Genomic DNA, 21,465 nt, shown 5'->3' with positions numbered 1-21,465 from the left:
CCATGTCCCCAGCGCGAAATGGGGACTTTGTTGCCCTGTTAGGCGAAAGTACGCCAACGTTACAATAAACAAGAGGAGCAACAAGAAGGCTGCAACCTCCGCGGCCTGAAAGATAGGAGCGTGAATCGATGCCCAGGAAAGTTACAATCGACGGTAACGAAGCAGCGGCGTACGTTGCGTATCGGACCAACGAGGTGATCGCGATCTACCCGATCACCCCGTCCTCACCCATGGGCGAGTTCGCGGACGCTTGGGCGGCCAAGGGCGTGAAGAACCTCTGGGGCACGGTGCCGCAGGTGCAGGAGATGCAGTCTGAGGGCGGCGCCGCCGGCGCCATCCACGGTGCGCTCCAGGGCGGTGCGCTGGCCACCACCTTCACGGCCTCGCAGGGCCTCCTGCTCATGATCCCCAATATGTACAAGATCGCGGGCGAGCTGACCCCGACGGTCTTTCATATTGCGGCGCGGGCGCTGGCCACGCAGGGCCTCTCCATCTTCGGCGACCACTCCGACGTGATGGCCGCCCGGCAGACGGGCTGGGCCATGCTGTTCAGCAGCAACGTCCAGGAGGTCATGGACTTTGCGCTGATCGCGCAGGCGTCCACGCTGAAGGCCCGGGTTCCCTTCGTGCACGCCTTTGACGGCTTCCGCACGTCCCACGAGGTGCAGAAGATCGAGCTGCTCGAGGACGCGACGATCCGGGCCATGATCGACGACGAGCTGGTCCGGGCACACCGGATGCGCAGCCTCTCGCCTGACCGCCCGGTGATGCGCGGCACGGCCCAGAACCCGGACGTGTACTTCCAGGCCCGGGAGGTCTCGAACCCGTTCTACCTGGCCACGCCGGGGATCGTGCAGGAGTACATGGATCAGTTCGCCAAGCTGACTGGCCGCCAGTACCACCTGTTCGACTACGTGGGCGCGCCGGACGCCGAGCGGGTCATCATCCTGATGGGCTCGGGCGCCGAGACCGTCGAGGAGACCGTGAAGTACCTCACCGCCCGCGGCGAGAAGGTCGGCGTGGTCAAGGTCCGCCTGTTCCGGCCCTTCGACAACGAGGCCCTGCTGAAGGCCATCCCGACCACGGCCAAGGCCATCGCTGTCCTCGACCGGACCAAGGAGCCCGGCTCCGCCGGCGAGCCGCTGTACCAGGACGTGCTGACCGCCCTCTCTGACGCCTACATGAACGGCGTCCGCACCACCCTGCCGCGGGTGATCGGCGGCCGCTACGGCCTCGGTTCCAAGGAGTTCACGCCGGCCATGGTCAAGGCGATCTTCGACGAGCTCCAGAAGGACGCGCCGAAGAACCGCTTCACCATCGGCATCATCGACGACGTCACCCACACCAGCCTCGAGTACGACCCCAGCTTCTCCACCGAGGCGGACGACGTTTTCCGGGCGATGTTCTGGGGCCTCGGCTCCGACGGCACGGTGGGCGCCAACAAGAACAGCATCAAGATCATCGGTGAGGAGACCGATTTCTACGCCCAGGGCTACTTCGTGTATGACTCGAAGAAGTCCGGCGGCATCACCGTCTCCCACCTGCGGTTCGGCCCGCGGCCGATCCAGTCCACCTACCTCATCCAGCGCGCCAACTTCGTGGGCATCCACCAGTTCGTCTTCGTGGAGAAGTACCCCGTGCTGGATGCGGCGATGCCCGGCGCCACGGTGTTGCTCAACTCCCCGTACTCGGCGGACGAGGTCTGGAACCACCTGCCGCGCAGCTTCCAGCAGCAGGTCGTCGACAAGGGCCTGAAGCTCTGGGTCATCGACGCGGACCGCGTGGCCCACGAGACCGGTATGGGCCGGCGCATCAACACCATCATGCAGACCTGCTTCTTCGCCATCTCCGGCGTGCTGCCGAAGGACGAGGCGATCGCCAAGATCAAGAAGGCGATCGAGAAGACCTACTCCCGCAAGGGCGAGGCGGTCGTGCAGAAGAACTTCGCCGCCGTCGACGCCGCCCTGGCGCACCTGCACGAGGTCAAGATCGGCCCGGTCAGCAGCACCTTCGACCTGCGGCCGCCGGTGCCGGCCGAGGCGCCCGAGTTCGTGCAGAAGGTCACGGCCATGATGATCGCCAACAAGGGCGACGAGCTGCCGACCTCCCTGCTGCCTGTGGATGGCACCTATCCCACGGCGACCACCCAGTGGGAGAAGCGCTCCATCGGCCTTGAGGTGCCCGTCTGGGATCCCGACATCTGCATCCAGTGCGGCAAGTGCGTCATGGTTTGCCCGCACGCCGTCATCCGGGCCAAGGTGTTCGACGAGGCGGCCCTGGCCGAGGCGCCCGAGGGCTTCAAGCACACAGCCGCCCGGTTCCGCGAGCTGCCCGGCAAGCGGTACACCATCCAGGTCTCCATCGAGGACTGCACCGGCTGCGCCCTGTGCGTCGAGGCCTGCCCGGCCAAGAGCAAGCAGGATCCGTCCCACAAGGCGATCAACATGGTCGACATCCTCACGGCCCGCGAGGCTGCGAAGGGCCACTGGGACTTCTTCCTCTCGCTGCCTGACGTGGATGCCACGACCATCCCGTTCACCAACGTCCGCAACCTCCAGCTGGCCCGTCCGCTGTTCGAGTTCTCCGGCGCCTGCGCGGGCTGCGGCGAGACGCCGTACGTCAAGCTGGTCTCCCAGCTCTTCGGCGACCGGGCGATCGTCGCCAACGCCACCGGCTGCTCCTCGATCTACGGCGGCAACCTGCCCACCACCCCGTGGGCGAAGGACGCCAACGGCCGCGGCCCGGCGTGGTCCAACTCGCTGTTTGAGGACAACGCCGAGTTCGGCCTGGGCCTGCGCCTCGCCGTAGACAAGCAGGCTACCATGGCGGCCGAGCTGGTCAGCGAGCTGCGTGACCAGATCGGTGCGGAACTGGCCGATGCGCTGCTAAACGCCGACCAGTCCGAGCCTGCCGGCATCGCCGCCCAGCGCGAGCGGGTGGCTCAGCTGAAGGAGCGTCTGGCCGCCATCCACGACCCGCGGGCCGAGCAGCTCCTGGCCATCGCAGACATGCTGGTCAAGAAGTCCGTCTGGATTATCGGCGGCGACGGCTGGGCCTACGACATCGGCTACGGCGGCCTGGACCACGTGCTCGCCTCCGGCAAGAACGTCAACATCCTGGTCCTCGACACCGAGGTCTACTCCAACACCGGCGGCCAGGCCTCCAAGGCGACGCCGCGGGGCGCCGTGGCCAAGTTCGCCGCTGGCGGCAAGCCGTCCAGCAAGAAGGACCTGGGCATGATCGCCATGCAGTATGGCAACGTCTACGTGGCGCAGGTGGCCCTCGGCTACAACGATGCACAGGTCATCAAGGCCTTCCGCGAGGCCGAGTCGTACGACGGCCCGTCGATCATCATCGCCTACAGCCACTGCATCGCCCACGGCATCGAGATGTCCAAGGGCCTCGAGCAGCAGAAGCTGGCGGTGGAGTCCGGTCACTGGCCCGTCTACCGGTACGATCCGCGCCTCCTGGCCCAGGGCAAGAACCCGCTGCAGCTCGACTGCCCGGCCCCGAAGATCCCGCTGCGGGAGTACGTGTACAACGAGACCCGCTACGCGCAGCTGCGCAAGGCCGATCCCGAGGCGGCCGAGGAGTTGCTGCGGGAGGCCCAGGCCGAGGCCGAGGCCAGGCGGCGGCGCTACGAGCACCTGGCCCAGATGAGCATGACCGCAGGCGACTAACACCGGCAGGTGCGCAGAGAATCAAAGGAGCAGGACGCCCTGAGCGTCCTGCTCCTTTTGCGTGAGCCCTTCAGTCATCCACCCGGTTGTTGGTGCGCCGCTGCACCTCCAGCTTGAGGATCACGTCGCCCCGCACCTCCAGCTGGACCCGGTCGCCCGTGTAGACCTGGTCCAGGGTCGCCTTCCTGCCGCCGATGGTGGGGACCACGTCCTCGGCCAGCGTGTAGGTGCGCTCAGTCCTGCTGTCGAGCCGGATCGTGATGTCGCGGTCCAGAATGCCGACCACGGTGCCGTTCACCAGGCTGCTGCGGGGCCGCTCTTGCAAGGTTACCGTCGCCGCGACACCGGCCACGGCCCTGACCCTCACGCGGTCGCCCGGCTGGAAGTCCTCAGGGCCCAGGTTCCTGTTCCCGCTGCGGTACACCGTGTCTGGCCCGAGCAGGATTTGCCGGACGCCGCTTGCCGTCTTGATGATGAGGCTGGGATGGAGGGCGGGGGAGGAGTGGTAGACGGCCAGCAGATGCCCGATGACCTCCCCGGGAGCGGTCTCCTCTACCCGGATGGCGGTCGCCATGCCGGCCACCAGCGTCACCGTCGCCTGGTCGCCCTTCTGCAGCTCCGCGATGGTAATCTCCTTCTCTCCCCGGTAGATCTTCGCCTCCGGCGCCAGGGTGATGGTCTTCACCCCGTTCGCCGTGCGCAGGTCGATGCTGGCCCGGAAGGTAATGGAGACCGGGTAGATCTCCTCGATCGTCCCCGTGATCTCCTCGGTGACCGCCTCCTCGACCTCGATGACCGTCGCCATGCCGGCTACCAGCGTCACTGTCGCCCGGTCGCCCTTCTGCAGCTCCGCGATGGTAATCTCCTTCTCTCCCCGGTAGATCTTCGCCTCCGGCGCCAGGGTGATGGTCTTCACCCCGTTCGCCGTGCGCAGGTCGATGCTGGCCCGGAAGGTGATGGAGACCGGGTAGATCTCCTCGATCGTCCCCGTGACTACCTCGCTCACCGGTCCCCGTTCATGCACCTGAATGGCCGTGCCGACGCCGTCGGTGACGGTCACCGTCACCTCGTCGCCCACGCGCAGGTCACTCAGCTTCAGCGTCCTGCTCCCATACTTGATCGTCACGTCGTCAGCCAGGTTGATCCGGCGGGTCCCCTGGGCAGTCTTCACGGTCAGGCGCGCTTTGGCGCTCTTCGTGGCCGGCTCGATCTGCTCCAGCGTGCCCTTGACCTCTTCCACCGCTGGCCCGCGCTTGGTCACGGTGACCTCGGTACCGGTGCCGTCCACGACCTTGACGGTCACCTCGTCGCCGATGCGCAGGTCATCCACCGTCAGCTTCCGGCTGCCGTACTTGATGACCACGTCGGTAGCGAGGGTGACCGTCCTGTTCCCGCTGGCGGTCTTGACCGTCAGCTTGGGCCCGGTCGTCCGGGTGGCCGGCGTGATCTGCTGAATCGTCCCCTTCACCTCTTCGACCTTCGTGAGGATCCGGATCTCGTCTGCCACCCCGTTGGTCAGGTGCACCTGCACCTTGTCGCCCACCTGCAGGTCCTCCACTTTGAGCGAGGTGCTGCCCTGGCGGATCTTCACGTTCTCCGCCAGCGTCGCCGTGCGGGTGCTGCCCGACTCGGTCTTCAGCCGGATGCGGGCCTGGCTGTTCTTCGTGGCGGGGTAGATGACCTGGATCTCGCCGCGGACCGTCTCCTCCTGCTTGGCCGGCTTGTCAACGGTGATGCGGATCGCCACGCCACCGGCGAGCCGGACGGTGACCTCGTCGCCCACTTCCAGATCGGTGAGGTACACCCGGTTGCCCTCCCGGGTGATGACCGCCTCCGGCGCCACCGCAATGGTGCGGGTCGTGTTGCCCACCTTCACGTCAATCGAACCCAGGAAGGAGGTCGAGTACGGGCGGATCTCGGTGATGGTGCCCTTGATCTGGCTCTGCGTGCTGGAGCCGCTGCCGCGCTTTGTGACCTCGATGGAAATGGCCACGCCGGCGATTACCTGCACCTTCACCTGGTCGCCCACGCGCAGCTCATCCAGGTCGAGCTTCCGGCCGTTGTAGGTGGCGGTCGCCTGGGGCGCGAGCGGGTAGGTCTGCTCCTTGCCATTGCTGGTCTTCACGACCACCAGACCGAGCCCGCCCGCCATCTCCGAGGGCAGGAAGATGGCGCTGATCTCGCCCGAGACGCCGCTGGCCCCGGGGGTCGTGACCGGAGTGTACGCGATCACCATCAAGACCACGTTGTCATCGCCGAGCACCACGGAGACCCGGGCGCCCACCGGCAGGTCACCGAGGTTCGCCGACTTCTCGTTGAGGAAGACCGGGGCATCCGCGTCCACATCAAACGTCTGGTCCCGCCCCTGCACGCTGAGCGTCAGGGTCAGGTTCCGCTCGCTCACCCGCACCAGGTCGCCCACCAGGAATCCCGGGCGGAAGCGGCCCAGTTCGCCCAGCTGCCGGTCGGTGCGGGAGAGCAGCGCCGCCGCCTGGGCGCGGGTCAGCGCATCATTGGGCCGGAACGTCCCGTCCGGGAAGCCCTGCACCAGTTGGTGGTCGACGGCCGCGACCACGTATCCCACCAGGGAGGCGGGAATCAGGTCGGCATCATCAAAGGGCAGGTTGGCCTTCATCTTGGCCTGGGCCTCGGCCTCGTAGCCCAGGGCCCGCACCAGCAAGACCGAGACCCAGAGCCGGGTGGCATTCTCGTTCGCCCGGAACAGGCCGTCCTCGGCCACGGGCACGATGTCGTGGTCCACGGCCACGGCCACATACGGCTTCGCCCACTCCGGGATGTCGTCCCGGTCCGTGAAGGGCAGCAGGTTCCGGATCTCGCGGTCGTCGAGGTCGTAGATCTCATCCTCCAGGCCCATGAGCCGAACCGCGACGGTTACGGCCTGCGCCCGCGTCAGCGGGCCCGCCGGCTGGAAGAAGCCGTTGCCCACGCCCTTCATCAGGCCCTTGGCGTGCATCTCCATCACGTACGGGAGCGCCCAGTTGTCCTCGGGCACGTCCAGGAACCAGGAGCGCCAGCCGCCTTGTGCGGCGAGGGCCGGCGCCGCGGAGCCCACGAGGAGCACGAGCGCCAGCAGTAAGCTCACCCATCTGCGCATGTGCGCGCAACCTCCTCTGCATCAAGTTCTCTTCCGCCAATACAGACGATTCGGCGCGCCCACGCCGTTTCAGGGGGTAGAGGGGTGCGGCTGAAAAATCTCACATGGAAGAGAACAACCCGCCTCGGGTGAGGCGGGGCAAGGAGGACTGCTGCCCTGACTGTCCAATCAATCCCAAAGGTTTCCGCTGATCGGACAGAGGAGGGCTGGATCATGGCAGGAATTCTGGAGGGACGCGTGGCCATCATCACCGGCTCGAGCCGGGGCATCGGCCGGGCCCTGGCCATTCGCCTGGCCGAGGAAGGGGCCGACATCGTCGTGGCGGCGAAGAGCGTGGAGTCGACCGAGCGCCTGCCGGGCTCCATCTACGAGACGGCGGAGGCGGTGCGCCGCACCGGGCGCCGTGCGCTGCCGGTGCGCGTCGACGTGCGGGACGAGGGCCAGATCGCCGCCATGGTAGACGCCGCCATCGCCGAGTTCGGGCGCATCGACATCCTCATCAACAACGCCGGCGCCCTCTGGTGGCAGCCGGTGCTCGACACCCCGCCCAAGCGGTTCGACCTGCTGATGCAGGTGAACGTGCGGGCCGCCTACCTGTGCTGCTATTACGTGCTGCCCCACATGAAACGCCAGCGCTGGGGCCACATCATCACCATGGCTCCGCCCCTCTCCGTGGAGCCCAACCCGAACATGGTGGCCTACATGATCGCCAAGATGGGGATGGCCCGCCTGGCCATCGGCATCGCCGCGGAGCACCGGGAAGACAACATCGCCAGCAACACGCTCTGGCCCTGCGCACCTATCGAAACGGCTGCCGTCATCAACCACGGGCTGGGCGAGCGCGCACAGTGGCGGACCCCCGAGATCATGTGCGACGCCGTGATGGCCATCCTGTCTCAGGAACCCTCCGCCTGCACCGGGCGGATGCTGCTGGACGAGGAGATCCTGCGGGAGGCCGGCATCACCGATTTCGACCGGTACTGGTGCGAGGGCAGGCCCCCCGCAAACCCCATCTGGATCGACGGCCGGCAGCGGTGGCCGTAAGCCGCTAGGCCCACCCCAGGTGCCGGGCCGCCTTCTCCGCCGCCTGCGTGCCCTCCCGCACGCAGTCCGGCAGGCCCACGCCGCGGAAGGCGGCGCCGGCGAGGTAGAGCCCGGGCACCCGGGCCATGAGCCGGTCCACCCGGTCGATCCGGTCCAGGTGCCCCACCAGGTACTGGGGCATGGCCCGCGGCCACTTGAACACCCGGGTCAGGATCGGCTCGGCCCTCAGACCCATCAGCCGCTCCAGTTCCTTGCGGGCCTGGGCGATGATGAGCTCGTCCGGCTCCTTCGTCCAGTCCCGCCCCACGCCGCGGCCGATGAAGCAGCGGATCAGCACCTTTCTTTCGGGCACGGCGTGCGGCCACTTCGAGGAGACCCAGGTCGAGGCGGTGATGGTGGTCGGCTCGGTCACCGGCACCAGGAAGCCTGAGGCGTCCAACGGGTGCGCCACGTCCTCCCGGTTGTACGCCAGGGCTGCCACCACCGAGTTGTGGTAGGGGATGGCGCTCAGCTCGTGCGCCACCTCCGGAAGGTACTCCCGCACCAGCTTGGCGGCCGCGTGCGCCGGGAGGGCGAGGATCACGGCGTCGGCCTCGATGCGCTGGCCGCTGTCCAGGCCCGCCACGTACCCCTGACCCTCCGGCTGCGGCACGAGCCCCGTCAGGGCTACGCCGGTGACGAAGGTCACCTTTCCCTCCATGCGCGCCACCAGGGCCTGAACCAGCTGGTTCAGGCCGCCTTTCACGGTGACGAAGCCGCTGCCCGTCGGCCCCTCTGGCTTCAGCGCCTTGTTGCGCCAGGCCTGGAGCAGGAGCGAGCCGCCCTCCCGCTCCATCTGAAGGAACCGGGGGAACGTGGCCTTCATGGAAACGGCGTTGAAGTCGCCGCCGTAGATGCCGCCCATCAGGGGGCCGGCGATGTGCTCGAGCACCTCGTGGCCGAAGCGGCGGGCGACAAACGAGCCGATCGACTCGTCCTCATCGGTGCGCCGGACGGGGACGAAAGGCTCCAGTCCGGCCCGCAGCTTACCCCACGGCGAGAGCAACGGGGTCTTCAGAAACGGCCAGATTTCGGTGGGGATCATGATCTGCATCCCCACCGGCAGCTTCTCCAGCCGTCCCTTGTGCAGGATGTAGGTGGTCCGGACCCGCGGATTGGTACCCACGGTCTCGAGCCCCAGTTCCCGGGCCAGCTCCACCGCCCACGGTTTGTGGGCGATCACCGAGTCGGGGCCGGCCTCAATGATCATGCCGTCCACCACCTCGGTCTGCGTCTTGCCCCCGAGGCGGCGCTCCTTCTCGACGACGATGATCTCCACCCGCCGCCCTGCGGCTTCCGCCCGCTTGAGCAGGGAGTAGGCCGCCGAGAGGCCGGTCACGCCCGCGCCGGCGATCAGAATGCGCGCTGCCATCGGTTACAGTGCCCCCTGCACGGCCCGTAGCACCACCCGGGCCAGGGCCCGCGCCAGTCCCGGATGGTCGTTCAGCATGCGCGTTCGTTCCACGCGCACGCCCATCGCCGCAGCCGCCTGCTTGAGCTCAATATCCAGGTCGTACAGAATCTCCAGGTTATCCGCGACAAAGCCAACCGGCGCCACCAGAACAGCGCGGACTCCCTCGCGGGCCAGTTCGGCCACCTTCTCCTTCACGTCCGGCCCCAGCCACGGCTCCGGCGTACGGCCGGCCGACTGGTAGGCGAAGTGGACGCGGGCGAGGCCCGCCCGCTGTGCGATTTCCTCCCCCATCTCCCGCAGGTGGACAGGGTAGGGGTCATCCCATTCCAGGATCCGCGCCGGCAGCGAGTGGCAGGTGAAGAGCACCTCCGGCTCCTCTTCGGGGAAACGGGAGAGGGCCTCCTGCACCAGTTCCACTTGGGCGGCGATGAAGTCCGGCTCCAGGTGCCAGGAGGGAATGCGCGCAAACCAGAAGGGCCGCTCGAGCTTCGCCAGGGCCTGATCTACCTGTTCGAAGTACTCGCCGGAGGACAGCCGCGACCCCTGGGGCGCCAGCACGACGCCCACGGCCCGCTCGATGCCGTCCGCGGCCATTCTCGCCACCGCGTCCGGGATCCACGGCTCCCAGTGCTTGTTGGCCACGTAGAGCCGCCAGTCCGCCTCCGGAGCCTCAGCCTGCAGCACCCGCAGCACGGCCTCAGCCTGTGCGCGGCTGATCCGGTTGAGCTGCGACACGCCGCCGATGGCATCGTAGCGCTCCGTCAGTTCCTGCAACAGCTCAGGGGTGGGAGGCCGGCCGCGCCGGATGTGGGTGTAGTACGGCAGGATCTCCTCCCTGCGGTTCGGCGTGCCGTAGGCCATCACCAGCACGCCCACAACAGGCCTCGTCACGGGGCGTTACACCTCCTGCACCTCGTGGCTGTGGACCAGCTCCACCACCCGCTGGAGCGCCGATACGGACATCTGCGGCATCACGCCGTGGCCCAGATTGAAGATGTGGCCGGGGCGTCCGCCGGCGCGGCGCAGCACGTCCGTCACCTTGGCGGCGAGCACCTCCTCCGGCGCGAAGACCGCCACCGGGTCGAGGTTGCCCTGCACCGCGAACCCGGGACCGATCTGCTGCCAGGCCTCGTCCAGGTCCGTGCGCCAGTCGAGGCCCATCACGTCCGGCCCGATGTCGGCGATGGCGGTGAGCAGGTGCCCGGTGTTCACACCGAAGTGGATCACCGGCGCCCCGGTGGCCCTCACGGCCGCCACGATGGAGTACATGTAGGGCCGCACGTAGGTCTCGTAGTCGGTGCGCGTGAGGTTGCCGACCCAGGAGTCGAAGATCTGTACGACGTGGCAGCCTGCCTCCACCTGGGCAACCAGGTACGAGGCCACCATGGCGGAGAGCTTCTCCATCAGCTGCTGCCACAGGTGGGACTCGGCATACATCAGGGTCTTGACCTTACGGTAGTCACGACTGGGCCGGCCCTCGACCATGTACGAGGCCAGCGTGAACGGCCCGCCGGCAAACCCGATCAGGGGCACGTCCAGCTCGCGCCGCAGGATCCGGATCGTCTCCAGCACATAGGGAACGGCCTCCTCCGCGACAAAGGGCGGGATGGCCGCCACCTGCCCCTCCCGTTCGATCGGCTCCGCGAAGACCGGACCCACGTTCTCGACGATGTCCACCCGGAGACCCAGGCCCCGCAGGGGGGTCATGATGTCGGAGAAGAGAATGGCGGCGTCCACGCCCAGCTGCCGCACCGGCAGGAGAGTGACCTCGGCGCAGATCTCCGGGTGCTCGCAGATTTCCATGAGCGAGTACTTCTCCCGAATGCGGCGGTACTCCGGCTGGTAGCGGCCGGCCTGCCGCATGAACCAGACCGGTGTGCGGTCCACCGCCTGGCGGCGGCAGGCGCGCAGGAAGCGGTCGTTCTTCAGCATCGGGGCTGACCACAGCTCCTTTCGGGCGCTGCGCCCGGCCGACCTCGGGGCGGCGCCCGGGATACTGTGTCTTAGTGTATACTATTCAGTCTACCGGCGACCATAGGGTGTCGGTCTGACCCAGCGCATGGAGCCACGCCCACTGCTCCGGCGTCACCGGCATCACCGAAAGCCGGGGTTGCCGCACCAGCGCCCAGTCGGCAAACCGCGGGTCGGCCTTGATGGCCGCCAGGGTGACGGGCGACCGGAAGCGGTAGGCAGGGGCCACGTCCACCGCCACCCAGTTGCCCTCCGGAGCGGTCGGATCGGGGTAGGGCTCGCTGACGATGCGCCCCACCCCCACGATCGCCCGCTCATCCCCGGTGTGGTAGAAGAGGAAGAGATCCCCCGGCTTCATGGCGCGCAGGTGCCGGGCCGCCACAGTGTTGCGGACGCCGTCCCAGACCTCGGGCGATTTCCTCTCCAGGTCGTCGTAGCTGAACTCCTCCGGTTCGGTCTTCATGAGCCAGTACGCCACCTCGGGCACCCCCTTACTCGCCGCGGCGGATCGGCCGCCCATGCCGCCCGCCCTTCCACTCGCCCTCGTCGACCACCACGTGACCGTTCACCAGCACGTAGGCGATCCCCTCGGGGTACTCCTGGGGGCTCAGCCAGGTTGTGCGGTCGGCGATGGTCTCCGGGTTGAACACCACAATGTCGGCATACTGCCCTGCCTTGAGGTACCCGCGGCTCTTCAGGCCCAGCTCGTCCGCCACCTGGCCGGTGGCCTTCCGCACCGCCTGCTCCAGCGTGAGCAGCCCCTGCTCGCGCACCAGGGTGCCGAAAATCTGAGGGTAGGTGCCGTAGGAGCGCCGGTGGAAGGCATAGCGCATTGCCTCGGCGGCGGTCTCCAGCTTGGGCTGCGCCTCGCCGTCGGTGGAGATCACGCTCCAGTCGGCCCGGTAGAACCGGTGCATCGCGCTCTCGCTGGAGACCAGGGCGACGACGCGCACGGACGGGTAGCGCGCCATCAGTTCTGCGGCAGCCGCAGGTGGCGCCACGCCCAGCCGGTCCGCGGCCTGGGCCACCGTGAGCCCGTGCAGGTCCGCCGAGGCGCCGTCCACGATCAACAGGTACTCCGGCGGCAGCACGCCGGCCCACTCGGAGAGCGGCCGGTTCACCGCGTAGTCCGGCGCCCGGTAGGGGTAGACGTCGGCGAAGACGCGCAGGCCGGCGGCGCGCGCCTCTTCGATCCGGGCGATTACCTCGTCCTCCTTCGCCCAGTTCCGATGGTGCACGATCTTCAGGTGCGACAGGTTGACGGCCACGCCGGCGCGCTCGCCGATGGCCAGCGCCTCTTCGATCGCCTCCACCACCCGGTCGCCCTCGCTGCGCATGTGGGTGGAGTAGATGCCGCCATAAGGCGCAGTCTCGGCCACCAGGGCGGTCAGTTCGTCCTGGTTGGCGAAAGAGCCCGGCTGGTATTCAAGGCCCGTGGAGACGCCGAAGGCGCCCTGTTCCATGGCTTCCCGCACGAGGCGCTTCATCTCGTCCAGCTGCGCCTCGCCGGCCGGGCCCGGGGACCAGCCCATCACGTGCGCCCGCACTGATCCCTGACCGATGAACAGGCCGAAGTTGACGCCCGTCCCCTCCTCCGCCAGCTGGGCCAGGAAGGCGCCCACGTCTACCGGCGAGCGGCCATCTACGCCGCCGATCTCGGTGGTGATCCCCTGCATGAGAGAGGCTTTGGCGTCCCGCTCGATGAACGGGTTCAGCTGGTCGTCGTGGGTGTGCGAATGGGGATTGATGAACCCGGGCGCCACCACCAGCCCGGTTGCGTCGATGATGCGGCCGGCCGTGTAGGGTCCCAGGTCGCCCACGGCGACAATGCGGTCGCCCACCACGGCCACGTCGCCCCGGCGGCCGGGTCATATACTGATGGGGCGACCGCGGGTACAGGCGCGGAGTCCGTCGCCGCCGGCGGTTCGCCCTCCTCTCCCGCAGGTTGGCCGGCGCCGGGTCCGGCACCGCTTTCGGGTGCAGCGCAGCCCGCCAGCAGTAGAACGCTCAGGATCACGGCGCCCAACTTTCGCAGCACGAGAACCCCTCCCTTTCTGCGCGTTTTCACTGTAACCAAAGGAGGACACGTGGTCAAATCCTCTTGCACACCGACCAGCCTTACGTGTAAACTGAATTAAGCATCGCGACGTCGCCTGTGAGGCATCCGGCTGCGCGAAATCTTTAGAGACGGGAGTACGAGAGCAGATGGCCAAGACCCTCTATTTTGGTAACCTGCCTTGGGCCGCCACCAGCGACGACCTGCACAACGCTGTGTCCCAGTACTGCGAGGTCATCTCCGCTCGCATCGTGACAGACCGAGAGACCGGTCGCAGCCGCGGTTTCGGGTTTGTCGAGGTGCCGGACGAGGCAGCGCAGTTGGTCATCGAGGCCTTGAACGGTGCGGAGTGGGCCGGTCGCCCGCTCACGGTGAACGAGGCACGGCCACGGGACGGGGGCCGGGGCAATCTGGGCCTGCCTGTAAAGAAGTCCTAACCGAAACCGCTGATTACGCCGGTGCCACCGCTCGGTGGCACCGTATTTGTGTGTTGCCCCAGAAGCAACCAAGAGGGGTTCGTACGGGTCCAACCGAATGGTATATCGCTGCGGGAGGTGAGCGCACTGTACTGGCACCCCCGGTTTTGGAAGATGATCGACTGGCCGCTGTTTATTATCGTCCTCCTGATCGCCGCCACCGGGTTTGTGGTGATTTCCAGCGCCGCGCCCGCAAGCGAGGTGAAGGGAGACCTCATCAAGCAGGCGGCGGCGCTGGTGATGGGCTTCGTCGCCTGGGCGATCCTCCTGCTCCTGGACTACAACGAGTTGCGGACTCTCCACTGGTGGATCTACGGCTTCAACGTTCTGATGCTCTTCGCCGTGGTGGCCTTCGGCGTCGAGGTCTATGGCAACAAGAACTGGCTGGACCTGGGCGTGATCATGGTCCAGCCCTCAGAACTCGGCAAGGTCCTCCTCATCATCACGCTGGCCAAGCAACTCGACGACATGGAGCGGCTGACGGCCTGGTGGCACCTGGCTGCGCCCATCGCCCACGTTCTCCCCGTCCTTGCGGCGGTGGTCCTGCAGAAAGACCTGGGCACAGCGCTGGTCTTTGCAGTCATCGCGGTGGTCATGGTCTACGGCCGCGGCTTTCCGGGCACGAAGCTGCTGGCCGCAGGCGTGCTGGCGGCCGCGCTGGTGGTGGGCTCCGTGTGGAGCCATTACACCTACGGCACGGTCTTCCCGCTCAACATCAACCCGGGGCAGTGGGAACGCATCGATGCCTTCCTCTACCCCGAAAAGGACCCGCAAGGGGCAGGGTATCAGGTACTGCAGTCGAAGATGGCCATTGCCTCCGGCGACATCTGGGGCAAGGGGTACAAGAAGGGCGAGTACCAGCAGAACGGCTGGCTGCCCTTTCCCCACACGGACTTCGCCTTTGCGTCGCTGGTGGAGGAGTGGGGCTTCGTGGGCGGTGCGGTGCTGCTGGGACTGTACGCGCTGCTCTTTCTCAGGCTGGCCGTCATCGCCTTCTCAGCCAACGACCGCTACGGCACGCTCATCGTGGTGGGCGTGGCCGCGCTCTTCGGCGCCCACGTGCTGGAAAACGTGGGCATGACGATGGGGCTCATGCCGGTGGCAGGCATTCCGCTGCCGTTCGTCAGCTACGGCCCCACGGCCCTGCTGGCCAACATGGCGGCCATCGGCCTGGTGCAGAGCGTGGCCGCCCGGCGGGAGCCGCTGCCTTATGAGTGACAAGGAGAGAGTGGATTTGGCGTTACCAGACTGGATTCGCGGCATGCTGCTGCGGCCGGGGGAGACCTTTGCGCAGGCGCAGCGGGAGATGCGCTGCGCGTACGTCTGGATTCTGCTCTGCGTCTTCACCGTCGAGGCGGTCATGCTGCTCTACCACCCCGACGTGCGCTCGGCCGTGCCGTCCTTGCCGGCAGACCTGCTGCTTCTCAACCTGCTCAGCATGCTGGTCATCATCTACTCCATCCAGGTCGGCCTGCTGTTCTGGAGCGGCTGGGCTTTCGGATGGCGCGTGCCGCTGTCGGACGCGATGAAGTACATCGGGCTGATCTGGGCGCTCTTCCTGGCCGAGGACGTGGTCACCTTCGTGCCCTACCTCAAGGGGCAGGACGGGCTGCTGCTCTGGCTGTCGCTGCCCTTCCTGGGGTGGCGCGTGGCGGCCCTCGCCGCGGGGGTGCGGGCGGTCTCGGGCCTGCCGCCCCTGCGCACGGTGCTTATCGCCCTGATGGCCACCCTCCCCTGGCAGTTACCGCTGCTCTACCTCAACTGGCTGTCGCTCCACGCGTGAGGTCCGCCAGCCCGGAAGCGGGCTGGCGGACCCATCTGCTTCTGCCTAGGTGCCGAACATCTTCTTGAAGGCCCACACGGTGAGCTGCCGCTGAACCTCGGCGATCGAGGTCGTGAGCGGAATCTCCTTGGGGCAGGCCCGCACGCAGTTCTGGGCACTGCCGCACTCCATCACGCCGCCGGGGCCCGCCAGGGCCTCGAGCCGCTCGTGGGCGTTCAGCCGGCCGGTGGGATGGGCGTTAAACAGGCGGACCTGCGAGATCGGAGCAGGGCCGATGAAATCGGTGGACTGGTTGTAGTTCGGGCAGGCTTCCATACAACAACCGCAGGTCATGCACTCCGACAGCTTATACATCCACTCCTGATCGGCGGGCGACTGGCGCGGCCCGGGCCCCAGGTCGTGGGTGCCGTCGATGGGGATCCACGCCTTCACCCGCTTCAGCGCCTCGAACATGCGGGAACGGTCGACCATCAGGTCGCGCACCAGCGGGAACGACTTGAGCGGCTCCAACACGATGGGCTGCTCCAGGTTGTCGATCAGGGTGGAGCACGCCTGGCGCGCCTTGCCGTTGATCACCATGGAGCAGGCGCCGCAGACCTCCTCCAGGCAGTTGGATTCCCAGGCGACGGGCGTGGTACGCTTCCCCTCGGCGTTCACCGGGTTCCGCTGAATCTCCATCAGGCAGGAGATGACGTTGGCGCCGGGGCGGTAAGGGAGCCGGAACTCCTCCCAGTAGAACGGCTTGTCTGGGGCCTCCTGACGCCGGATGCGCAGCGTGATGAACTTCTGCTCGGCCACGGGTTCCGTACCCCCCTACTTCTTCGAGTAGTCCCGCTTCCGGGGCTGGATGTGGGTGATGTCCACCGGGCGGTAGAACAGCTCCGGCCCCGACGGGGTGTGCTTCGCGATCGTGGTCTTCAGCCAGTTCACGTCGTCCCGCTCGGGGAACTCAGGCTTGTAGTGTGCACCGCGCGACTCGTTGCGGGCCAGGGCGCCGGCGGTGATGACCTCGGCCAGCACGAGCATGCCGTGGAGCCACCGGGTGAAGACCGCCGGCTGGTTGGAGTGGCTGCCGGTGTCGGGGACGCCGATCCGCTGGTAGCGCTCCTTGAACTCGGCGATCTTGTCCAGCGTCTCCTTCAGCTTGTCGTTGTACCGCACGACGGTGACGTTGTCGGTCATCACCTTGCCCAGTTCGTCGGCCAGCACGTAGGGGTTCTCCGGGCCATCCATGCGCAGGATGCGCTGGTACTTCTCCTCCGCCTCGCGCACCGCCGCCTCGAAGATCGAGTCAGGCAGTTCCTCGGCGGGGATCGTGTCCAGCCCCAGGATATACTTCACGGCCGCCGGGCCGGTCACCATGCCGTCGAAGACGCAGGAGACCAGGGAGTTGGCGCCCAGTCGGTTGGCGCCGTGATGCTGGAAGGATGCCTCGCCGGCGGCGTAGAGCCCGGGGATGTTGGTCATGAAGCTCTTCGGGCTCTCGATGTCCATGTCGTTGTTGGCCTTCTTCTCGTAGCCCGCCCAGAGGCCACCCATCGAGTAGTGGACGCCGGGGAAGATCTTCATCGGAACCTTGGTGGCGTCGTCACCGACGAACTTCTTGTACATGTCGAGCAGGTTGCCGATGCGGCGGCGCAGGGTCTCGGCCGGGATGTGGGTCACATCCAGGTAGACCATGTTCTTGCCGTCGACGCCCAGCTTCTGGTTGACGCAGACGTCGAAGATCTCGCGGGTGGCGATGTCGCGCGGCACCAGGTTGCCGTACTTCGGGTACTTCTCCTCAAGGAAGTACCAGGGCTTGCCGTCCTTGTAGGTCCACACGCGGCCGCCCTCGCCGCGGATCGACTCCGACATGAGCCGCAGTTTGTCGTCGCCGGGGATGGCGGTGGGATGAACCTGGATCATCTCGCCGTTCGCGTACCAGGCGCCCTGCTGGTAGACGATGGCGGCGGCGGAGCCCGTGTTGATCACGGAGTTGGTGGACTTGCCGAAGATCATGCCGATGCCGCCGGTGGCCATGATCACGGCATCTGCCTTGAAGGCCCGGAACTCCATCGTGTTCAGGTTCTGGGCCGTGCAGCCGACCACCCGCCCCTCGTGAAGCACGAGGCCGGTGAAGTCCCAGCCCTCCCACTTGGTGACCTTGCCGTCCACCTCGTGGCGGCGCACCTGCTCATCCAGCGCGTAGAGCAGCTGCTGGCCGGTGGAGCCGCCCGAGAAGGCGGTGCGGTGGTACAGGGTGCCGCCGAAGCGCCGGAAATCGATCAGGCCCTCGGGCGTACGGTTGAAGGGCACGCCCATGCGATCGAACAGGTAGATGATGCCCGGTGCGGCCTCACACATGGCCTTGACCGGCGGCTGGTCCGCGAGGAAGTCGCCGCCGTAGATGGTGTCATCGAAGTGAATCCAGGGGGAGTCGCCCTCACCCTTGGTATTGACGGCCCCGTTGATGCCCCCCTGCGCACACACGGAGTGGGAACGCTTGACCGGGACCAGCGAGATGAGGTCGACGTGGAACCCGGCCTCGGCGGCCTTGATCACCGCCATGAGCCCGGCCAGACCACCGCCAACGACAATCAGATTGCGTCGCACAACTGTTCCCTCCTACACCTGAAATGCGAACAGGGCGGTGAGGCCCATCGCCGCCACCAGAACGAACAGGAGATTGGTGACCACGGCCGAGACCCGCTGGCTGCGGGGCCCGATGGTCACGCCCCAGGTGATGAGGAAGGTGTACAGGCCGTTGGCAAAGTGGTAAGCTGCGGCGATGATGCCGATGGCGTACAGCACCTTCACGAACGGGTTCGCAAAGGCGGTGGCCACGGTGAAGTAGTCGGGCAGCCCCGGCATGGCGGTGCCCACGTCATAGGCCCCGAGCGCCTTCGGGACGCGGAAGTGGAAGATGTGATAAGTCACCCAGAAGAATGTGATGAGGCCGGTGACCCGCTGCAGGAAGAATGCCCAGTTGCGGCCGTAGCTGTAATTGGAGACGTTGTGTCGTGCGTCGGCCGCGATCCAGATCCCGTAGATGGCGTGGAAGTACAGCGGCAGGAAGATACCGAAGACCTCGAACGCCAGCAGGAACGGGAGCGAGTTGATCGACCGGACCACCTCGTTGTACGCCTCGATTCCCTGCATCGCTTTCGAGTTCTCGAACAGGTGGAACACCAGGAAAATGCCCACGGGCACCACGCCGGTCAGCGAGTGAAGCCGCCGGAGCAGGAAGTGGTTGCGCCTCACGAACTCTCGCATCCGCCGATACGCTCCTTCCCCCAGTTGCTCTTGTCGGGTTGTCCCCACGCATTCATACTGGACTTTACCCAGTCCCCGCTCAGGCTATAGGCATTCGGTGCCTCATGCCATAGACCACGCCCATTGTAGTCCTACGCCCAAAGTACTGTCAACGTTCTGAAAGACCATTAGTGGTAACAATTCTGATTATAAGTCGTGCTTATTTTCGCCAGGCGTGCTTCTCCTTTGGGCGCTGGGCAGCACCAATTCTCATCCCAGGAGGGACAGGACCTTGGAACAACTGCTACTCGAGGTGGCCGGCTCCACCCTGCGCACGGTTCCCCTGGCGCAGCTTGTCCGAATGCAAGGCGCCGTCGAACTGCTCGGTGCAGACGCATACCCCACCTTCATGCGCCTGGGGGCGGCCGGACGGCTGGAACTGCAGCCCGTGGCGGCGGGGAGCCTCCTCATCGAGGTGGAGCATGCGACGGAGCGCCTCGGCCGCCAGCCGGTGCCCACGCTCACTTTCATGGGTGAGGGCGGTGCCGTCCTGGGCGCCATGTACGGCGGTCACGACACCACCGAGGTCGCGGGCTCAGATGACGGCCAGATCGCGGTGACGGCCGAGGGCATCCGGGTGCTGCTGCGCCGCTTCCCCCCGCCGGTTGGCTTTCGCTCCGAACCAGGCGTCGCGCGGGGGTGGTTCGTGTGCTACTTCTCCGCCCTCGCGTTCGGCCCGGACGGTGCGTGGGGAACCAGAACCCCCGCGATGGGCGGCTCCGGCGCGCCCGTGGCCCTGCCCGGCCTGCCGCCCCTGCCGCCTGTCACGCGCTGGCACCAGGCCAACGTGGCCGGTTCGCCCGCGGTGGCGGCCGCGGTCTTTACCACCACCCCGGCCGCCGAGGTCTTCCGGGACCTGATCCACGCGGTCACAGCAGCCTGCCAGGACTCCCTCCGACTCAAGCGCCCGCTGGTCGCCCAGATCGAGCGGTAAGCCGGGCGGTCGGTCGCCCGTGCCTGGCGCATGGACGTGATGGGCTGGAGAGGCGGCACAGCGCGAGACCTGAGTTCAGGCCCACATCTTGGATTCTTTGCCTTTGTCGAGGCGACGTATGCGTCAAGCTGAACGTGCACGGTTTCCGGCCTGCATTCGCCGCTGCGGGCGGAGACAGACTCGGCAACGGCGCTGGCGTGTGGTGAGGAACGCGTGCAGGGTGCACGAGATAACTCAGCGGGGCTGGCTTCCGGGCCAGCCCCGCGTGTCTACTTGCACGCAGCGTTTCGAGACAGCCTGCTGAGAAACAAGGGCACCCTGGCGGCCAGCTTTGCCTTCCCGGGGCTTGTCCCCCCTCTGGCCGCCAGGGTGCACGCGTGAGGCCTCGGCTCACGGCCCTCAACAAACGGTCGGATCGTCCCGACTCATGGACCACCGGTCACGGCTCCGCTACCGCTTGAACACTGCGCGGGCAGCTGCGACCGCGGCGCCCCGCTCGCAGCGGTACCCCTGCTCCACCAGGGCCGTCTCCAGGGCGCTGAGCAGGCGCAGGACCGGGGCCGGATTGGCGTTGACGCCCATCAAGCCGACGCGCCACGTGCGGCCGGCGAGGGGGCCGAAGCCGCCGGAGATCTCGATGTTCTCCTCCAGGAGCCGGCGGCGCACCGTCAGGTCATCGATGCCTTCCGGGATGTTGATCACGTGCAGCATCGGCAGCTGCTTGCCCCTGGTGAACAGCGACAGCCCCATGGCCTCCAGTCCGGCGACGAACGCCTCGTGCGCCTTGCGGTGGCGGGCAAAGCGCGCCTCCAGCCCCTCTTCCAGCACGATGCGCAGGGCCTCCCGCATGGCGTAGATCATGCTGATGGGTCCGGTGTGGTGGAAGACGCGGGTGTTCGCCTTGCCGTCGCCCCAGTACGCAAACAGCAGGTTCAGGTCAAAGTACCAGGACTGGCACTTGGTCTTCCGGCCGGAGACGACCTCCATCGCCCGCGGGCCGAAAGTCACCGGCGACAGTCCGGGCGGTGCGCCCAGGCACTTCTGCGAACAGGAGGCCGCCGCGTCCACGCCCCACTCGTCAATCTTGACCGGCATGCCACCCAGGGAGGTCACGCAGTCGATGGCCAGCAGTGCGCCGTACCGGTGGGCGATTTCGGCCACCGCCGGAATCTCCTGCTCGGCACCCGTGGACGTCTCGGCGTGCACCAGGGCCACCAGTTTGGCCGGCTTCCGCTTGAGCTCCTCCTCGATCCGTTCCGGCGGAATGGACTCGCCCAGAGGCGCCTCGACCACGCGCACGTTTGCGCCTGTGCGCGACGCCACCTCGGCCATGCGCTGGCCGAAGTAGCCGATGATCCCCACCACGACGTCGTCGCCGGGCTCCAGCAGGTTCACCATCATCGTCTCGACACCCGCCGAGCCCGTGGCCGAGATCGGAACCGTGTGGTGATTGCGGGTCTGGTACACCTGGCGCAGCCAGGCCATGGTCTCATCCATCAGCCCCAGGAATGCAGGGTCCAGGTGGCCGATGACCGGCGTGGCCATCGCCCTGAGGATGCGCGGATCCACATTCGACGGCCCTGGACCCATCAGAAGCCGTTCCGGTGGGTTCAACTCGGGAAGCACGCGGTCCAATGCAACTCCTCCTCCACACGGGGT

16 protein-coding genes are annotated in these 21,465 nt (G+C 67.0%); 6 read left to right on the top strand and 10 right to left on the bottom strand.

Going from position 1 to position 21,465, the window contains the following annotated elements:
* The first annotated feature begins 128 nt into the window (after window positions 1–128).
* The gene (gene nifJ, locus AB2385_RS02265) at window positions 129–3,680 is read left to right on the top strand and encodes a pyruvate:ferredoxin (flavodoxin) oxidoreductase (RefSeq protein WP_367653294.1); all 3,552 of its coding nucleotides are present in this window, start codon (window positions 129–131) and stop codon (window positions 3,678–3,680) included.
* Window positions 3,681–3,750: 70 nt separating this feature from the next.
* Here the strand turns inward: nifJ and AB2385_RS02260 are convergent, their stop codons facing one another.
* Window positions 3,751–6,795 (bottom strand): S-layer homology domain-containing protein, encoded by a 3,045-nt coding sequence (locus AB2385_RS02260; protein ID WP_367653293.1) that lies wholly within the window; start codon window positions 6,793–6,795, stop codon window positions 3,751–3,753.
* A gap of 213 nt (window positions 6,796–7,008) precedes the next feature.
* Between AB2385_RS02260 and AB2385_RS02255 the strand changes: the two genes are divergently transcribed.
* The gene (locus tag AB2385_RS02255; protein WP_367653292.1) at window positions 7,009–7,839 is read left to right on the top strand and encodes an SDR family oxidoreductase; all 831 of its coding nucleotides are present in this window, start codon (window positions 7,009–7,011) and stop codon (window positions 7,837–7,839) included.
* A gap of 4 nt (window positions 7,840–7,843) precedes the next feature.
* Here AB2385_RS02255 and hemG read toward each other — a convergent pair whose 3' ends face one another.
* The 5 genes from hemG to AB2385_RS02230 form a co-directional block, all read right to left on the bottom strand.
* Complete coding sequence (gene hemG, locus AB2385_RS02250) at window positions 7,844–9,250, bottom strand: protoporphyrinogen oxidase (protein WP_367653291.1); 1,407 nt, start codon at window positions 9,248–9,250, stop codon at window positions 7,844–7,846.
* Between the two features lie 3 nt (window positions 9,251–9,253).
* Window positions 9,254–10,183: a ferrochelatase gene (hemH, locus tag AB2385_RS02245; protein ID WP_367653290.1), complete on the bottom strand. Its 930-nt coding sequence runs from the start codon at window positions 10,181–10,183 to the stop codon at window positions 9,254–9,256.
* Between the two features lie 6 nt (window positions 10,184–10,189).
* Window positions 10,190–11,224: a uroporphyrinogen decarboxylase gene (gene hemE, locus AB2385_RS02240; RefSeq protein ID WP_367653289.1), complete on the bottom strand. Its 1,035-nt coding sequence runs from the start codon at window positions 11,222–11,224 to the stop codon at window positions 10,190–10,192.
* Window positions 11,225–11,309: 85 nt separating this feature from the next.
* Complete coding sequence (locus AB2385_RS02235; RefSeq protein WP_367653288.1) at window positions 11,310–11,741, bottom strand: EVE domain-containing protein; 432 nt, start codon at window positions 11,739–11,741, stop codon at window positions 11,310–11,312.
* A 13-nt stretch (window positions 11,742–11,754) separates the two neighbouring features.
* Entirely contained in the window at window positions 11,755–13,104 is a 1,350-nt protein-coding gene (locus tag AB2385_RS02230) for an amidohydrolase family protein (RefSeq protein ID WP_367653287.1), read from the bottom strand.
* 364 nt (window positions 13,105–13,468) lie between these two features.
* On the opposite strand from AB2385_RS02230, the gene AB2385_RS02225 reads away from it, so the two are divergent.
* From AB2385_RS02225 to AB2385_RS02215, 3 genes are all read left to right on the top strand, one after another.
* A complete protein-coding gene (locus tag AB2385_RS02225; protein ID WP_367653286.1) occupies window positions 13,469–13,756 on the top strand; it encodes an RNA recognition motif domain-containing protein in 288 nt (95 codons plus the stop codon).
* 153 nt (window positions 13,757–13,909) lie between these two features.
* Window positions 13,910–15,013, top strand: coding sequence for a rod shape-determining protein RodA (rodA, locus tag AB2385_RS02220; protein ID WP_367653285.1), 1,104 nt, complete (start codon window positions 13,910–13,912; stop codon window positions 15,011–15,013).
* Between the two features lie 16 nt (window positions 15,014–15,029).
* A complete protein-coding gene (locus AB2385_RS02215; protein WP_367653284.1) occupies window positions 15,030–15,578 on the top strand; it encodes a hypothetical protein in 549 nt (182 codons plus the stop codon).
* Between the two features lie 45 nt (window positions 15,579–15,623).
* Here the strand turns inward: AB2385_RS02215 and sdhB are convergent, their stop codons facing one another.
* The 3 genes from sdhB to AB2385_RS02200 are packed head-to-tail and all read right to left on the bottom strand — an operon-like array spanning window position 15,624 to window position 18,833.
* On the bottom strand, window positions 15,624–16,376 hold the full coding sequence (sdhB, locus tag AB2385_RS02210) for a succinate dehydrogenase iron-sulfur subunit (protein ID WP_367653283.1): 753 nt from the start codon (window positions 16,374–16,376) through the stop codon (window positions 15,624–15,626).
* A gap of 15 nt (window positions 16,377–16,391) precedes the next feature.
* Entirely contained in the window at window positions 16,392–18,173 is a 1,782-nt protein-coding gene (sdhA, locus tag AB2385_RS02205) for a succinate dehydrogenase flavoprotein subunit (protein ID WP_367653282.1), read from the bottom strand.
* Window positions 18,174–18,185: 12 nt separating this feature from the next.
* Window positions 18,186–18,833, bottom strand: a complete 648-nt coding sequence (locus AB2385_RS02200) for a succinate dehydrogenase cytochrome b558 subunit (RefSeq protein ID WP_367653281.1) — start codon at window positions 18,831–18,833, stop codon at window positions 18,186–18,188.
* A gap of 271 nt (window positions 18,834–19,104) precedes the next feature.
* Between AB2385_RS02200 and AB2385_RS02195 the strand changes: the two genes are divergently transcribed.
* Window positions 19,105–19,806 carry a hypothetical protein gene (locus tag AB2385_RS02195; RefSeq protein WP_367653280.1) on the top strand — a complete coding sequence of 234 codons (702 nt, stop codon included), beginning with the start codon at window positions 19,105–19,107 and terminating at the stop codon, window positions 19,804–19,806.
* A gap of 450 nt (window positions 19,807–20,256) precedes the next feature.
* On the opposite strand, the gene AB2385_RS02190 is transcribed toward AB2385_RS02195, so the two are convergent.
* Window positions 20,257–21,432: an alanine--glyoxylate aminotransferase family protein gene (locus tag AB2385_RS02190; protein WP_367653331.1), complete on the bottom strand. Its 1,176-nt coding sequence runs from the start codon at window positions 21,430–21,432 to the stop codon at window positions 20,257–20,259.
* Window positions 21,433–21,465: the final 33 nt, after the last annotated feature.

Source organism: Symbiobacterium sp., assembly GCF_040797425.1.
GTDB lineage: Bacteria > Bacillota > Sulfobacillia > Symbiobacteriales > Symbiobacteriaceae > Symbiobacterium.
The sequence above is the reverse complement of the archived record's forward strand: the minus strand, read 5'-3'. Positions and strand labels throughout refer to the sequence as shown.

Excerpts from the sequence above, each read along its gene's own strand:
- nifJ (WP_367653294.1), top strand. The coding sequence starts at position 129 with ATGCCCAGGAAAGTTACAATCGACGGTAACGAAGCAGCGGCGTACGTT.
- AB2385_RS02260 (WP_367653293.1), bottom strand. The coding sequence starts at position 6,795 with ATGCGCAGATGGGTGAGCTTACTGCTGGCGCTCGTGCTCCTCGTGGGC.
- AB2385_RS02255 (WP_367653292.1), top strand. The coding sequence starts at position 7,009 with ATGGCAGGAATTCTGGAGGGACGCGTGGCCATCATCACCGGCTCGAGC.
- hemG (WP_367653291.1), bottom strand. The coding sequence starts at position 9,250 with ATGGCAGCGCGCATTCTGATCGCCGGCGCGGGCGTGACCGGCCTCTCG.
- hemE (WP_367653289.1), bottom strand. The coding sequence starts at position 11,224 with ATGCTGAAGAACGACCGCTTCCTGCGCGCCTGCCGCCGCCAGGCGGTG.
- AB2385_RS02225 (WP_367653286.1), top strand. The coding sequence starts at position 13,469 with ATGGCCAAGACCCTCTATTTTGGTAACCTGCCTTGGGCCGCCACCAGC.
- rodA (WP_367653285.1), top strand. The coding sequence starts at position 13,910 with ATGATCGACTGGCCGCTGTTTATTATCGTCCTCCTGATCGCCGCCACC.
- AB2385_RS02200 (WP_367653281.1), bottom strand. The coding sequence starts at position 18,833 with ATGCGAGAGTTCGTGAGGCGCAACCACTTCCTGCTCCGGCGGCTTCAC.